The sequence below is a fragment of the Cupriavidus sp. 05L411 genome (genome assembly GCF_056398045.1).
In genome coordinates this window covers 1-15,485 of sequence record NZ_JBFTOQ010000038.1, presented here as the reverse complement: position 1 = coordinate 15,485, position 15,485 = coordinate 1, and the positions used below count along the sequence as shown (strand labels likewise).

13 protein-coding genes are annotated in these 15,485 nt (G+C 67.4%); 9 read left to right on the top strand and 4 right to left on the bottom strand.

The genetic code is table 11. The features are described 5' to 3' along the window. Positions 1-65: 65 nt before the first annotated feature. Positions 66-1,037, bottom strand: a complete 972-nt coding sequence (locus tag AC1DQR_RS30980) for a tripartite tricarboxylate transporter substrate-binding protein (protein WP_416053350.1) — start codon at positions 1,035-1,037, stop codon at positions 66-68. 443 nt (positions 1,038-1,480) lie between these two features. Between AC1DQR_RS30980 and AC1DQR_RS30975 the strand changes: the two genes are divergently transcribed. The 7 genes from AC1DQR_RS30975 (at position 1,481) to AC1DQR_RS30945 (ending at position 8,784) form a co-directional block, all read left to right on the top strand. Beyond that, on the top strand, positions 1,481-2,650 hold the full coding sequence (locus tag AC1DQR_RS30975; protein WP_150985202.1) for an acyl-CoA dehydrogenase family protein: 1,170 nt from the start codon (positions 1,481-1,483) through the stop codon (positions 2,648-2,650). An 11-nt stretch (positions 2,651-2,661) separates the two neighbouring features. Beyond that, positions 2,662-3,861, top strand: coding sequence for a CaiB/BaiF CoA transferase family protein (locus tag AC1DQR_RS30970; RefSeq protein WP_416051417.1), 1,200 nt, complete (start codon positions 2,662-2,664; stop codon positions 3,859-3,861). Between the two features lie 127 nt (positions 3,862-3,988). Further along, positions 3,989-5,371 (top strand): MmgE/PrpD family protein, encoded by a 1,383-nt coding sequence (locus AC1DQR_RS30965; RefSeq protein ID WP_477134388.1) that lies wholly within the window; start codon positions 3,989-3,991, stop codon positions 5,369-5,371. Positions 5,372-5,399: 28 nt separating this feature from the next. Beyond that, positions 5,400-6,269, top strand: coding sequence for an HpcH/HpaI aldolase/citrate lyase family protein (locus tag AC1DQR_RS30960; protein ID WP_477134387.1), 870 nt, complete (start codon positions 5,400-5,402; stop codon positions 6,267-6,269). Beyond that, on the top strand, positions 6,266-7,120 hold the full coding sequence (locus AC1DQR_RS30955; protein ID WP_416051415.1) for an HTD2 family dehydratase: 855 nt from the start codon (positions 6,266-6,268) through the stop codon (positions 7,118-7,120). Before AC1DQR_RS30960 ends, AC1DQR_RS30955 begins: the two co-directional genes overlap by 4 nt. Before the next feature lie 76 nt (positions 7,121-7,196). Further along, positions 7,197-8,171 (top strand): tripartite tricarboxylate transporter substrate binding protein, encoded by a 975-nt coding sequence (locus tag AC1DQR_RS30950; protein ID WP_416051414.1) that lies wholly within the window; start codon positions 7,197-7,199, stop codon positions 8,169-8,171. 97 nt (positions 8,172-8,268) lie between these two features. Then, positions 8,269-8,784, top strand: coding sequence for a MaoC family dehydratase (locus AC1DQR_RS30945; protein ID WP_416051413.1), 516 nt, complete (start codon positions 8,269-8,271; stop codon positions 8,782-8,784). Positions 8,785-8,835: 51 nt separating this feature from the next. On the opposite strand, the gene AC1DQR_RS30940 is transcribed toward AC1DQR_RS30945, so the two are convergent. The 3 genes from AC1DQR_RS30940 to AC1DQR_RS30930 form a co-directional block, all read right to left on the bottom strand. Further along, complete coding sequence (locus AC1DQR_RS30940; protein ID WP_477134386.1) at positions 8,836-9,798, bottom strand: Bug family tripartite tricarboxylate transporter substrate binding protein; 963 nt, start codon at positions 9,796-9,798, stop codon at positions 8,836-8,838. Between the two features lie 125 nt (positions 9,799-9,923). Further along, complete coding sequence (locus AC1DQR_RS30935; protein ID WP_416051411.1) at positions 9,924-11,468, bottom strand: class I adenylate-forming enzyme family protein; 1,545 nt, start codon at positions 11,466-11,468, stop codon at positions 9,924-9,926. Between the two features lie 81 nt (positions 11,469-11,549). Then, complete coding sequence (locus AC1DQR_RS30930) at positions 11,550-12,530, bottom strand: tripartite tricarboxylate transporter substrate binding protein (RefSeq protein ID WP_043357257.1); 981 nt, start codon at positions 12,528-12,530, stop codon at positions 11,550-11,552. Between the two features lie 279 nt (positions 12,531-12,809). Between AC1DQR_RS30930 and AC1DQR_RS30925 the strand changes: the two genes are divergently transcribed. Together AC1DQR_RS30925 and AC1DQR_RS30920 are read left to right on the top strand one after the other, a co-directional pair. Beyond that, the gene (locus AC1DQR_RS30925) at positions 12,810-14,018 is read left to right on the top strand and encodes an acyl-CoA dehydrogenase family protein (protein ID WP_253929632.1); all 1,209 of its coding nucleotides are present in this window, start codon (positions 12,810-12,812) and stop codon (positions 14,016-14,018) included. Between the two features lie 25 nt (positions 14,019-14,043). After that, positions 14,044-15,171: an acyl-CoA dehydrogenase family protein gene (locus AC1DQR_RS30920; RefSeq protein ID WP_416051410.1), complete on the top strand. Its 1,128-nt coding sequence runs from the start codon at positions 14,044-14,046 to the stop codon at positions 15,169-15,171. Positions 15,172-15,485 lie beyond the last annotated feature (314 nt).

Below are 15,485 nucleotides of genomic sequence, written 5' to 3'. Positions count from 1 at the left end.
CAGCACTGGCGCATGGATCCGGAAATCTTACTATCTTTGCGCTGCGGCGATCCCGCGCCCGGCGCTCAATCCGCCTTCACCCCCGCTGCCTTGATGATCGGCGACCATTTCTCGATCTCCGACTTCAGCCAGGTGCGCAGCCCTTCCGGCGTCTGCTTGTCCTCCGGCACGATCTCCGCGCCCAGGTCCGCCAGCCGCGCCGCTACCGCCGGGTCCTTCAACGCGGTGCGCAAGGCACCGTTGAGCCGGTCGATGACCGCGGGCGGCGTGCCATGCGGGGCATAGATGCCGTGCCAGACCTTGACCTCAAAGCCCTTGAGCCCACTCTCGGCTAACGTGGCAGTGTCAGGCAAGGCCTTGATGCGCGTGCTGGTGGTGACGCCGTAGAGCTTGACCTTGTCGGCCTTGATATGCGGCAGGGTCTGGGTGGTCTGGTCGCACAGGATATCGACCTGGCTGCCCAGCAGGGCGGTCATCGCGGGCGCGGTGCCCTGGTAGGGAATGGCTGTGAGCTCCACGCCGATGGCTTTCTGGAACAGCATGCCGCACAGCTGCGAGACCGCGCCCAGCCCGGCATTGGCCAGGTTGACCTTGCCCTGGTTCTGGCGGATGTAGGCAATCAGCTCAGGCAATGTCCTGGCTGGCAAGTCATGACGGCCGAGCAGGGTCATGGGCACGTCGGCCACCTGGCCGACAAAGCTGAAATCCGTCAGCGGCTTGTAAGGGAGCTTGCTGTACAGCGCCGGCGCGGTGGCCATGCCATTGTGGTGGATCAAGATGGTGTAGCCGTCCGGCGCGGCCTTGGCCACGTAGGCGGCGGAGACGGTGCCGCCGGCGCCGAGCCGGTTTTCCACCACCACGCTCTGGCCCAGGGTCTTGGACATGGCCGCGGCCATGGTGCGCGCCACCACGTCGGTGGGGCCGCCCGCGGCAAAGGGGACCACCATGGTGATCGGCTTGGTGGGGTAGGCATCGGCGGCGCGCGCCGGGGCAGGTGCGGTGAGTGCGGCTGCCGCGGCCAGCGCGGCGAGCGCCATCCAGCGCCATGGTGCCTGGGCCCGCCTCGTCTGCGCTACGTGTTCGCTGCCGCCCTGCCCGTGCCGCTGCTGTTTGCTGCCTGCCATGTCTTTTGTCTCCATCGTGGTGGATTGGCCGGGTTATGCCGGCTAGTGCCCGCCCGCGTCGGCCTGTGCGGCCGCGCGGCGTTATCGCGTTATTGTTTCCGGCAAGCGTGGCGATAAAGCGACGTATATGCAATACGGATTTCCCTAAGGGTGGGCAACGCCCGCCAGAAGCCCCGGGTCGCGGGCAAGTGCGTGCGGCGCCGCCCACACCCGTGCCTTGCCCGCCCGGCCTGCTTCCGGGGGCGCTAAGCCGCTCTTTCGCAAATCCGAATTACCGCACGGCAGGCCCTCGGGAATAATGGCCGCAAGCTAAATCCCATCAAGTCCATATAACGTCCATACCGGGGCCCCTTTTCATGTTCGCAGAACCATCGCACGACCAGCCGTATCCCGACATCCGCGAAGCCGTGCGTGCCCTGTGCACCGGCTTCGATTCCGCCTACTGGCAACGCGTGGAAGAGCAGAACGCCTTCCCCGAAGAGTTCGTGCAGGCGCTGACCAAGGCCGGCTGGCTGTCCGCCCTGATCCCGGAGGAGTACGGCGGCTCGGGCCTGCCGCTGACCGCCGCGTCCGTCATCATGGAGGAGATCAACCGCACCGGCGGCAACTCCGGCGCCTGCCACGGCCAGATGTATGTGATGGGCTGCCTGCTGCGCCACGGCTCGGCCGAGCAAAAGCAGCGCTGGCTGCCGGGCATCGCCTCGGGCGAGCTGCGCATGCAGTCGATGGCGGTGACCGAGCCCACCACCGGCACCGATACCACCAAGCTCAAGACCACCGCCGTGAAGAAGGGCGACCGCTACGTCATCAACGGCCAGAAGGTGTGGATCTCGCGCGTGCAGCACTCGGACCTCATGCTGCTGCTGGCACGCACCACGCCGCTGGACCAGGTCAAGCGCAAGTCGGAGGGGCTGTCGGTGTTCGTGGTGGACCTGCGCGAGGCCATCGGCAAGGGCCTGACGGTGCGGCCGATCCGCAATATGGTCAACCACGAGACCAACGAACTGTTCTTCGACAACCTGGAAATCCCCGCCGAGAACCTGATCGGCGAGGAAGGCAAAGGCCTCAAGTACATCCTGGACGGCCTGAACGCCGAGCGCATCCTGATCGCCTCCGAATGCGTCGGCGACGGCTACTGGTTTATCGAGCGCGCCAGCAACTATGCGCGCGAGCGCATCGTGTTCGACCGCCCGATCGGCCAGAACCAGGGCATCCAGTTCCCCATCGCGCGTGCCTATGTGAACGTGGAAGCGGCCAGCCTGATGCGCTACAAGGCCGCCGCGCTGTTCGATGCCGGCAAGCCCTGCGGCAAGGAAGCCAACATCTCCAAGCTGCTCGCGGCCGATGCGTCGTGGGAAGCGGCCAACGTCTGCCTGCAGACGCACGGCGGCTTTGGCTTCGCCGCCGAATACGACATCGAGCGCAAGTTCCGCGAGACGCGCCTGTATCAGGTCGCGCCGATCTCCACCAACCTGATCCTGTCGTATGTGGCCGAGCACGTGCTCGAGCTGCCACGTTCGTTCTGAGGGCCGCCCCCATGCTTGCTACGCACCAGGGCATCCGCCCGCTCGATGGCGTCCGCGTCGTCTCCCTCGAACACGCCGTGGCCGCGCCGTTCGCAACCCGCCAGCTGGCCGACCTCGGCGCCCGCGTGGTCAAGGTGGAACGCCCCGGCGTGGGCGATTTCGCGCGTGGCTACGATGAGACCGTCCATGGCCAGGCCTCGCACTTCGTCTGGCTCAATCGCGGCAAGGAAAGCCTGACGCTCGATCTCAAGCAGGACGAGGCGCAAGCCGTGCTGCACCGCCTGCTGGCCGACGCGGACGTGCTGGTGCAGAACCTCGCGCCCGGCGCGGCTGCACGCATGGGGCTGGATTTCGACACGCTGCACCCGCGCTACGGCAAGCTGATCGTCTGCGATATTTCCGGCTACGGAGACGCCGGCCCCTATCGCGACAAGAAGGCGTACGACCTGCTGATCCAGGCGGCCGCCGGCCTGATCGGCATCACAGGCAGCGCCGATGAGCCATCCCGCGCGGGGATCTCCATCGCCGACATCGCGGCTGGCATGTACGCCTATAGCGGCATCCTCTGCGCGCTGCTGCAGCGCGGACGCACCGGCCAGGGCCTGCGCGTGGAGGTGACCATGCTGGAGGCGCTGACCGAGTGGATGAACTACGCGCTGTACTTCGGCCACTACGGCGGCAACGCGCCGGCGCGATTTGGCGCGTCGCACCCGGCCATCGCGCCGTATGGCGTGCACCGTACCGGCGACGGCGGCAGCGTGATCTTCGGGCTGCAGAACGAGCGTGAATGGCAAGCCTTCTGCAACAAGGTGCTGGCGCAGCCGGAGCTGCTCAAGGACGAGCGCTTCGCCTCCAACTCGGGGCGCGTCAAGAACCGCACCGAGCTGACCGCGCTGATCGAAGCGCGTTTCGCGCCGATGACGGTGACGCAGGTCGAAGCGCTGCTGGACGACGCGCAGATCGCCAACGCGCCCATGAACGATATCGAGGCCGTGTGGAACCACCCGCAACTGGCCGCACGTGGACGCTGGCGCGAAGTAGCCAGCCCCGGCGGCCCCATCGGGGCGTTGCTGCCGCCGGCCAACCTGTCGGGCGTGGAACCGGTGATGGGCGACGTCCCGGCGCTGGGCGCGCATAGCGCGGCCATCCTGGCGGAGCTGGGTTACGGCGCGGGCGAGATTGCCAGGATGACGGACAGCAAGACGATTTGAATGACAGCACAAAGCCATGACGCCGACGCGCAGCCTCGCGCAGGCATGGCCCCCCTCTTCCACCGGCGTGGGAGAGGGGAGGAACAGAAAGACAGACCACCACCCCAGAACACCGCCCGGAGCCGGCATGAGCCAAGCCACTGACCACACCTACCCTACCCGCCAGCTGTGCGAATTCCTGGCCCGCTTCACGCTGGCCGACGTGCCCGCCGACGTTGTTGCGCGCACCAAGGACCTGTTCCTCGACTGGATTGCCTCCGCCATCGCCGGCAAGGATGCACCGGCGGTGCGCAAGCTGCAGGAGTTCGTCGCCGCCATGGGCCCGCAGCAGGGCCCGGCCGAGGTGCTGGTGGATCGCCGCCGCACCTCGCCGTACTTTGCCGCCCTGATCAATGGCGCTTCCTCCCACGTGGTGGAGCAGGACGACGTGCATAACGGCTCGGTGCTGCATCCCGCCGCCGTGGTGTTCCCCGCCGTGATCGCTGCCGCGCAGGCCGAAGGCAAGAGCGGCGCCGAAGTGCTGCTGGCGTCCATCGCCGGCTACGAGGCGGGCATCCGCATCGGCGAATTCATGGGCCGCTCGCACTATCGTGTGTTCCACACCACAGGCACCGTCGGCACGCTGGCGGCAGCCGCCGCTGTCGCCAAGCTCTATGGCATGGACGCTGAGGGCATCAACCAGGCGCTCGGCTCGGCCGGCACGCAGGCCGCCGGCCTGTGGGAATTCCTGCGCGACGCCGCGGACTCCAAGCAACTGCACACCGCCAAGGCAGCTGCCGACGGCCTGATGTCCGCCTGGATCGCACGCGCGGGCTTTACCGGCGCGAAGCGCATCCTGGAAGGCCCGCAGGGCATGGCCGCCGGCATGTCCAGCGACGCCAACCCCGCCGCCCTGACCGACGGCCTGGGCGAGCGCTGGGCCACCGCCGAGACCTCGTTCAAGTTCTTCGCCTCGTGCCGCCACACGCACCCGGCGGCCGATGCGCTCAAGGACCTGATGCTGCGCGAGAAGATCAGCGCGGACCAGATCGCCAGCGTGACCGCGCACGTACACCAGGGCGCCATCGATGTGCTCGGCCCCGTGACCGACCCCAAGACCATCCACCAGGCCAAGTTCTCCATGGGCACGGTGCTGGGCCTGGTCGCCGTGCACGCGCACGCCGGCCTGGGCGAGTTCGAGGACCATGCGCTGCAGGATGCCAAGGTGGCTGCCTTCCGCGACAAGGTGGAAATGGAACTCGACGACGAGATCAATGCCGCTTATCCGCGCCAGTGGATTGGCCGCGTCACCGTCAAGACCACCGACGGCCGCACGCTGGCGGGCCGCGTGGACGTGCCCAAGGGCGATCCGGGCAATACGCTGTCGCGCCCTGAACTCGAAGCCAAGGCGCTGCAGTTGGGCGCGTTCCGCCACGGCGCGTGCGAGGCCGAGATGCGCACCATCATTGCCCGCGTGTGGGCGCTGGAGAAGCAGGCGAACGTCAACGACTGGCTGCCCGCCGCGAAATAACGTGGCCAATCCTACCGAGACTCGCTTCATGTCCGCCGTCACCATCGCCATGACTTATCTGTTCGTGCCGGGCGACCGGCCCGAACGCTTCGACAAAGCCGCGGCCGCCGCGCCCGATGCGCTGATCCTCGATCTCGAGGACGCCGTGCATCCGGACGCCAAGCCCGCCGCGCGCGCGGCCATTGCCGCGTGGCTGCTGGAACGCGGCTCGCCGGCGCAGGCCTATGTGCGCATCAACGACGCCAGCTCGGCGGCCTTTGCCGCCGACATGGCATGGCTGCGCGCCCTGCCGCCCGGCGCGCCGCTGGCCGGCTTGCTGGTGCCCAAGGCAGAAGACCCGGCCGCGCTTGGCGAGATCGCCCGGGCACTGGCGCAGGTCAACCCGCAGGGCCGCCTGGTGGCGATCATCGAGAGCGCGTGCGGCCTGCACGGCATCGATGCGGTCGCCACCGCGCAAGGCGTGTCGCGGCTGGCCTTTGGCTCGCTGGACTTCGCCGTGGACCTGGGTTGCGCCCATGCCCGCGAAGCGTTGCTGATGGCGCGCTCGCGCATTGTGCTGGCTTCACGCGTGGCCGGCCTGCCGCCGCCCGTGGATGGCGTCACCACCGCGCTCAAGGACGAAGCCGTGCTCGCCGACGATGTAGCCCACGCGCGCGCCCTCGGCTTTGCCGCCAAGCTGTGCATTCATCCGGCCCAGCTTGCCGCGGTGCGCGCGGGCTTCCTGCCCACGCCCGAGCAACTGGACTGGGCGCAGCGCGTGCTGGACGCCACCGCCAGCGGCAGCCACGCCGTGCAGGTCGACGGCAAGATGGTCGACCGCCCCGTCATCGAACAGGCCCGGCGCATGCTCGCGCTGGCCGCGCTAACCGGCACCGAACCCGCGATCCCCCAGCCATGACCCAACTCGAAACCCTGCGCACCTGGATCGGCCGCAGTGAAAGCCGCACCGAGACGCTCGCCCCGGAACCCGTGATCGGCCTCGCGGCCACGCTCGACCTCGACGGCGACGCGCTGGTGCGCGGCCCGCTGCCGCCGCTGTGGCACTGGCTCTACTTCCTGCCGCGCGCCCCGCAGCGCGAGCTCGGCCAGGACGGCCACCCGGCGCTGGGCGGCTTCATGCCGCCGGTGCCGCTGCCGCGCCGCATGTGGGCCGGCGGCGAACTGGATTTCCGCAAGCCGCTGCGCGTGGGCGATACGGTGACGCGCACCTCCACCATCCGCAATGTCGAGCACAAGAGCGGGCGCAGCGGAGAGCTGTGGTTTGTCACCGTGGAGCATGTGCTCACCGTCAGGGGCGAGGTCGCGCTGACCGAGCGCCAGGACCTGGTCTATCGCGCCATGCCGGAGCCGGGGCAGCCACTGCCCGCGCGGCCGCGCCTGGCGCACCAGGCGCAATGGCAGCGCCAGTTGCGCGCCGACCCGGTGATGCTGTTCCGTTTCTCCGCGCTCACCTTCAATGGCCACCGCATCCACTACGACCACGACTACGTGCGCGACGTGGAAGGCTACCCCGGCCTGGTCGTGCACGGCCCGCTGCAGGCGATGCTCACGCTGGACCTGCTGGCGCGCGAGATGCCCGGCGCCACGGTGCGCCGTTTCGGCTTCCGCGGGCTGGCCCCGATATTCGATCACGACACGGTGACGGTGGGCGGCGCAGCCGATGCCGGCACGCCAGGCAAGGTCACCTTGTGGACCGGTGACGATGCCGGGGGCCAGGCGATGGACGCATGGGCCGTGGTGGAGCACTGACCCGCGCAAGGACAGCAACAACGATAACAACGACAACATCGGGATCGAAGGGAACAACAACAAGAGGAGACTTCCGATGCACGCAGTCCGCAATCCATGGCGCGTAGCTAGCGCCGCTATCGTTCTAGGCTGCGCCACGCTGGTCCAGGCGCAGCCCGCTCCCACCTATCCCACCCGCCCGGTGACACTGATCGTGCCCTATGCGCCGGGCGGCACCACCGACGTGGTAGTCCGTCAGTTTGCCGTGGCCTTGCAGAAGTCCCTCGGGCAGACCGTGGTGGTGGACAACAAGCCGGGCGTGGCCGGCACCATGGGCGCGCTTGCCCTGCGGCAAGCGAAACCCGATGGCTACACGCTGTCGATGATGCCGGTCACCGTCTTCCGTCAGCCCTTCATCCAGAAGACCGCCTTTGACCCGGTACGCGATTTCACCTACCTCTCGCGCATCACTGGCTATACCTTTGGCGTCGTGGTGCCGGCCAATTCCCCGTGGAAGAACTGGAGCGATTTCCTGCGCGATGCGCGCGCCAGGCCGGGTACCGTGAGCTACGGCTCGCCGGGCCAGTACAGCTCGCCGCACATCACCATGATCGAGCTGGTGACCAAGGAGAACCTCACCGTCAACCACGTGCCCTTCAAGGGCGATGCCGACTGCCTGAACTCGCTGATGGGCAACCATGTGCAGCTCTGCGCCGCCGGCAGCGCAGCCGGCACGCTGGTCGATGCGGGCAAGTTGCGCTGGCTGAATCTATGGACGGCGCAGCGTTCCCCGCGCTGGCCCGACGCGCCCACGCTGCGCGAGCTCGGTTATGACATCGTCTCGAACTCGCCCTACGGCGTGGCCGGGCCAAAGGGCATGGACCCCAAGGTGGTCAACATCCTGCAGGATGCGCTGCGGCGCGCCGCGGAAGATCCCCAGCATCTGGCCGCGCTCAAGCAGCAGGACCAGGACCTGATGTACCTGGACAGCGCCGGCTACACCCGCTTTGCCCTGCAGCAGATCGCGCAGGAGAAGGCGCTGGTGGAGCGGCTGGGCATCAAGCCGGATTGACCGGATTGACCCTGCGCCCGCGCTGCGCCAGGCCATGGCGCAGCGTGGTTTCTTCTGCAGGCGCGCTGCTTCGCGCCACCAACCCTGACACCGACCGATGACCATCAAGCCATCCACAGCGAACCCCGAAGCGACCCGCTTCGACCCACGCGGCCACCGCATGTGCGAACAACGTTATTTCGAAGATTTTGTGCCCGGTGAACGCTTTGTGCTGCCCTCGCGCACCATGACCGAAGCACTGTTCGCCGCCTTCCAGCTGGCGAGCGGCGACAACCATCCGGTGCATTACGACGCAGAGTATTGCCGCGCCCACGGCATGCCGCACATGCTGGCGCACGGCTACCAGGTGCTGATCCAGACGGCGGCGGGTGCCGGCCTGTTCCCGCATATGGTGGAAGAATCGCTGAAGGGGTTTCTCGACCAGAGCAGCCGTTTCCTGCATCCGGTCTATGTGGGCGATACGCTGTACAGCGCGCTGGAAGTCAGCGAGCTCGCACCGAACCGCACCACCGGCGTGCTGACCTTGCGCTCGACGGTGCATAACCAGCACGGCACGCTGGTGCTCGACGGCGTGCAGCGCTACCTGCTGCGCAAGCGCGCACCGGGCGCCTGAACGGCGCCGCGCTCCCCTCTCCCGCAAGCTGGTGAGGGGAGCCATCCGGCCTCAATCCACCTGGATGTTCGCCGTCTTCACTACCCCTCCCCACAGCTTCAGTTCGCGCTGAATGCGGTCGGCCAGCGGCTTCGGCCCGGTGATATTGAGATCGTAGCCGCCCTGCGTCATGCGCTGCTTGAAGGCAGGATCGTCGCCGATCGACTTCTGCGCCTTGACCAGCTTGTCCACCACATCGGCGGGCAGTTTCTGCGGGCCGATCAGCGCGTACCAGCCGGTCAGGTCATAGTTCTTCATGCCGGACTCGATCATGGTCGGCACGGTCGGCAGCGCCGCGTTGCGCGTCTTCGACGTCACCGCGAGCGCGCGCACCTTGCCCCCCTGGATATGGCCGATGGCAGTGCCGGTGATGTCGAACATGAAGGTCACCTTGCCACCGATCACATCGGCCATCGCCGGCGAGTTGCCCTTGTACGGCACGTGCAGCATCTTCACCCCACCCATCTGCGCGAGTAGCTCGGCGGACAAGTGGTTGGACGCGCCCACGCCGGCCGAGCCGAAGCTGACGCCTTCCGGATGCTTGCGCGCGTACTCGACCAGCTCGGTGACATCCTTGGCGGGGAAATCCTTGTTGATCAGCAGCACGTTGGTGTAATCGTTGATCAGGCCGATGTAGGTGAAATCCTTGGTGGGATTGAAGTTCACCGACTTCTGGATCAGCGGCGTCATGGTCATGGTGGGGCTGGCCACGAAGTACAGCGTGTAGCCGTCCGGCGTTGCCTTTGCCGTCAGGTCCGCGGCAATGGCGCCGCTGGCGCCGGCGCGGTTGTCCACCACCACCGGCTGCTTGAGCGTGCGGCCCAGGTAGTCGGCATAGATGCGCGCGGCGGTATCGACCGGGCCGCCCGGGGCGTAGCCCACAATCAGCTTCACCGGGCGCGCCGGATAGTTGTCCGCCATTGCGGTGCCTTGCACCAAGGCCAGCAGCATGCCAGCCATCATCCATCGTTTCATCAGTCTCCTCCTTATTGTGCGTCTTGCCAGTGCCCGGGCGTGCGGGGGCGCTGGCTGCGAGAACGCTTCGGCCCGCGGCGAAGCGCTGGCGGCGGCGAGTTCATCGAATCAGCCGCCGCCGGGGGTCATGCCGCTACGGCGGTGCCGTCCAGCATGGCGCGCAGCGGCTGCTTCAAAAGCTTGCCGCTGGCGGTGGTGGGAATGGTCTCGATCACGCGGATCTGCGCGGGGCGCTTGTACGGCGCCAGGCTTTCCCGCAGGTAGGCCTCCAGGGCGGCGGTGTCCAGCTTCGCGCCCGGCTGCGTTTCGATAAAGGCCACGACTTCTTCATTGCCATCGGCGGCAGCGCGCCCGACCACGGCGGACTGGCGCACGCCGGGGAAGGCGTTGATGACGGATTCCACCTCGATCGGGTAGACGTTGAAACCCGAGCGGATGATCAGGTCCTTGGAGCGGCCGACGATAAACAACGCGCCGTCTTCACCGAGGAAGCCGAGATCGCCCGTGTTGAGCCAGCCGCCCGGCAGCAGCGCCTCGGCGGTCTGCTCCGCGTTGCGGAAATAGCCGCGCATCACGCCGGGACCGCGCACGCGGATCTGGCCGCGTTCACCCGCGGGCATCGGCTCGCCCTGTTCGCTGGTGATGTTGATCTCCACGCCTTCGACGATGTAGCCGGCGGAGCAATCGGCGCGCGGCGCGTCCATGCGGGTGATGAACAGCGAACCGGCGTATTCGGTGATGCCGTAGCCGTGATGCAGCGGCTGGCCGAACCATGCCTCGGTGTCGCGCTTGAGGGTCGGGTCCAGCGGCGCGCCGCCGGTATAGAGATAGCGCAGGCGAGGAAACGCGGCGGCGCCGCTCTCCAGTGCCGACTCCCGCGCCACCGCCATGATGCGCGTGAACATGGTGGGCACGCCTTGCAGCATGGTGACGCCGGGGGACTCCAGCGCGGCGAACACGTCCGCCGCATCGAAGCGCGGCCGCATCACCAGGCTGGCGCCCGCGTACAGCGTGGCCATCAGCACGGTGGCGATGCCGAAGATATGCGACAGCGGCAGCGCGCCGTAGGCGATGTCGTTGGGACCAAGATGGCGCGAGGTGGCCGAGATCCGCGCGAAGATGGTCAGGCCGGCGTGCGGCACCATCACGCCCTTGGGCGCGCCGGTGGTGCCGGAGGTATAGATCAGCGTGGCCACGTCTCGCGCCTGGGCGGCGCTCACGCGCGGCGGCACCTCCGGGGCACGCAGGCTGGCGAGGCCGGGATCGAGCGCCACGCAATCGGTGGGCTGTGCGCCGAGCCGCCTGGCATGCGCCGCGGCTACGTCGGAGACATGGCTGGTAAAGAACGTCAACAACGGCTCCGCATGCGCGCGGATGCCGTCGATCTCGCGCGGCGAGAGCCGTGCGTTGACCTGGATCGGCCACGCGTGCAGCGCACTGCAGGCAAACAGCATCACCACCATCTCGGCGCAGTTCTCGCCCACCACCATCACGCGGTCGCCCTGCCCTACGCCCTGCGCGGCAAGCCAGTCGCGAGTGGCGGTGATGCGCTGCCACAGCGTGCCGTAGCTAAGCACCCCGCTGGCCTCATGCAGGCAAGGCGCCTGGGGCGATTGCTCGGCCCAGTGCCGGGGGATGTCGTGGATGAACTCGGGGCGGAAAGAGGACATGATGCAAGCGATGATTAGGTTGAAACCGGACTGGCTGTTGCAACGGCTGGGAATGGCTGGGAATGGTTGGGAGTGGCGAACTCACTGATCCAGATGGATGTTCGCTGACTTGATCAGGCCGTCCCACTTCTGGTACTGGGTGCGCATATAGGTGCCGAACTGCGCCGGCGTCGAAGGAAAGGGCACCGTGCCCTGGCTGGCCAGCCGCGCCGCCAGCTCGGGCTGCGCGAGCGACGCCACGATCTCGGCGTTGAGGCGATCGACAATGGCGGCCGGAGTATTGGCCGGCGCCACTACGCCGAACCACGCGGTGAGTTCATAGCCGGGCACACCGGCAGCGGCCAGCGTCGGCACGCCGGGCAACTGCTCGGACGGCTTGGCAGTGGTCACCGCCAGCGCGCGCACGCGGCCATCCCGCACGTATGGCAACGCGGTGGAGATGCTGTCGAACATCATGGTCAGGCGCCCGCCGATCAGGTCCGTCATGGCCGGGGCGCTGCCCTTGTACGGCACGTGGTCGATGCGCACGCCCGCCATGTGGGTGAAGAGCTCGCCGGCCAGGTGCGACGACGAGCCGTTGCCAAAGGAGCCGTAGGTCAGCTTGCCGGGCTCGCGCCGTGCAAGCGCCAGCAGCTCGGCCACGTTACGGGCCGGGACGGAGGGATGGACCACCAGCACGTTGGGCAGGTAGGCCACGGAGGCCACCGGCGCGAAATCCTTGAGCGGGTCGTAGCCCGGCTTGTCGTACAGGCTCTTGTTGACGGCCAGCGAGCCGAAGGTGCCGAACAGCAAGGTATAGCCATCGGCCGGCGCACGCGCCACCGCCACGGCGGCAATGTTGCCGCCCGCGCCGGGCCGGTTCTCGATTACGACCGACTGGCCGAGCCGCACGGACAGTGCATGGCTGACTTCACGCGCGAGCAGGTCGGTGGCGCCGCCCGGCGGGAAAGGCACCACCAGCCGGACGGGCTTGTCCGGATAAGCGGCGAATGCGCTCGCCGTGGCCGCCAGCCAGCCGCATAGGGCAAGCCATCGGGTGCAACGTATGGTCCAGCGGTGCATCGCCTGTCTCCTCGGCGTGAATTGTTTTTGTGCTGCGACGGCACTGCGCCAGTGTGCGGCAGGCGTCAGCCGCGTGCCATTTGGATTTGGCTAAGGCCGTGTTCTGCTTGGCATGTGCGCTTGCAGGCGGCTGGCTTGCGCTGTCCATCGGTTCGCAAGCGCGAAAGGACGGCTTTGCCATTGCGGAAGAACCGAATGCCCTGCCACCCATAAAATCCCGGCAACGACTCAAATCGGCGGCCGGTGGCGGCCCGCCTTCCCAACCGAGGGGACAGACAGATGGACCTGCGTTTCAGCGCGGCGGAACAAGCGTTCCGCGAAGAAGTTCGGAGTTTCGTGCAGGCCAGCCTGCCCGCGGATATCCGCGACAAGGTGCTGGCTCACCAGCGCGTGGAGAAGGATGACTATGTGCGCTGGCACCGTATCCTGCACGCGCGGGGCTGGGGTGCGCCGACCTGGCCCAAGGAATGGGGCGGCACGGGCTGGAACGCGCTGCAGCGCCTGATCTTCGAAATCGAAGCATTCCGTGCGGGCGCGCCGCGCCTGCTGCCCTTCGGCCTGACCATGATCGGCCCGGTGCTGATGAAGTACGCCAGCCAGGAGCACAAGGAGCGTTTCCTGCCGCGCATCCCCACGGTGGAGGACTTCTGGTGCCAGGGCTACTCCGAGCCCGGCTCCGGCTCCGACCTGGCCTCGCTCAAGACCCGCGCCGTGCGCCAGGGCGACCGCTATATCGTCAACGGCCAGAAGACCTGGACGACGATGGCGCACTTCGCGGACTGGATCTTCTGCCTGGTGCGCACCGACAGCGAGTCCAAGCCGCAGGAAGGCATCTCGATGCTGCTGATCGACATGAAGACGCCGGGCGTGACCGTGCGCCCCATCGTCACGCTGGACGGCGGCCACGACGTCAACGAGGTGTGGTTCGAGGATGTGGAAGTGCCGGCGGGCAACCTGCTGGGGGAAGAAAACCGCGGCTGGACCTATGCCAAGTACCTGCTCGGCCACGAGCGCACCGGCATTGCCGGCATCGGCCACTGCAACCGCGAGCTGCGCCAGCTCAAGCACTACGCCGCGCAAGCCACCGACGGCGCGGGCCGCCCGCTGATCGACGACGTGCGCATGCGCGACAAGATCGCGCGCATCGAGATGGACATCATGGCGCTGGAAATGCTGCTGCTGCGCGTAGCCACGCAAGACGCCGGCCGCGGCCCCGGCCCGGAAGCCTCCATCGTCAAGATCCGTGGCTCCGAGATCCAGCAGGACCTCGCCATGCTGCAGATGGAAGTGGCCGGCCCCAATGCCTGGCCCTACTCCCCGCGCTGGCTCGAAGCCGGCGAAGCACCGCCCGCCGACGCACCGCTGCACGCCCCGGCCTGGGCCGCGCCCGCCGCGTCCACGTACTTCGACATGCGCAAGACATCGATCTACGGCGGCACTACCGAAGTACAGAAGAACATCATCTCCAAGATGATCCTCGGTTTCTGAGAGCACAGACGGAACAAGCACAGTCATGGACTTCAACTACAGCGAAGAACAGCAGATGCTGGCGGACAGCCTGCGCCGCTTCATCGATACCGAATACACCTTCGATAAACGCCGCAAGAGCGCCCGCGGCGGCGGCAGCCTCAACCGCGCCACCTGGGCACAGCTAGCCGAAATGGGCGTGCTCGGCCTGACCGTGCCCGGCGAATACGGCGGCTTCGGCGAAAGCGCCGCCAGCCAGCTGGTGGTGCAGCGCGAACTGGGCCGTGGCCTGGTGCTGGAACCGGTCACGCCCACCGCGGTGATGGCCACCGCCGTGCTCAGCGCCTACGGCAGCGCCGCCCAGAAAAGCGATTGGCTGCCCGCCATCGCCGCCGGCGAACGCGTGGTCACCCTCGCCTACCTGGAACCCACCACGCGCTACCGCCCCGAGACCGCGCGCGCCAGCGCCGAGCGCAAGGGCGACGGCTACGTCCTTAACGGCAACAAGAGCCTGGCCTGGCACGGCGAGGCCGCCGACGCCTTCCTGCTCACCGCACGCGTCTGCGGCAGCAACGAGCTAGCCCTGTTCCTGGTACCCGGCAATGCCGCCGGCCTCACCGTGCGCGGCTATCCCACCATGGACAGCCTGCGCGCCGCCGACCTCGCCCTGCAGAACGTCACCGTGGACGCCAGCGCCATGATCGGTAACGCAGCCGACGGCCTGCCCGCCCTGCTCCACGGCATCGACCACGGCATTGCCGCGCTATGCGCCGAAGCCGCCGGCACCATGGAAAAACTGATCGAGATCACCGCCGAGTACCTGCGCACGCGGCAGCAGTTCGGCAAGCCGCTAGCCGTGTTCCAGGCGCTGCAGCACCGCATGGCCGACATGCTTGTACAAAAGGAACTAGCGTTGTCGATGGCCTACGTGGCAGCGCAAGCCCTGGACGAAACCGACCCCGCCCAACGCCGCCGCATGCTCAGCGCCGCCAAGGTCACGGTCGCCAAGGCCGGCCGCCTCGTCGGCCAGCAAGCCGTGCAACTGCACGGCGGCATGGGGATGACAGACGAACTGGAGGTTGGGGATTACTTCAAGCGGCTGACGATGATCGACCCGTTGCTGGGCGACAGCGATTTCCATGTGCAGCGGTATGGCGAGGTGATGGCGGCGTAAAGCCCGGACCGGGCATACGAGCGCAGCGCGACACTGCGAGCGCCCGCCCTCTCCCCAGCGGGAGACTCAGAACATCGATTCGGTGTAGCCGTGTCTCCCGCCAGTCAGGCGGGAGACACCCACACGCGATGCGAAGCGAGCCGTGTAGGTGTTCAGAGGCCGTATGGTGTACGAATCAACCACATGGGTAACAAACGAGTTCACTCACATGGGTAACACTTTGATTGTCAGGTAGTGCTGCTTCGCCTGGCGTTCATCAATCAATCCTATGGCAATGGGGCCGAAGTGCACACGCCATATCCCATCGGCAACTG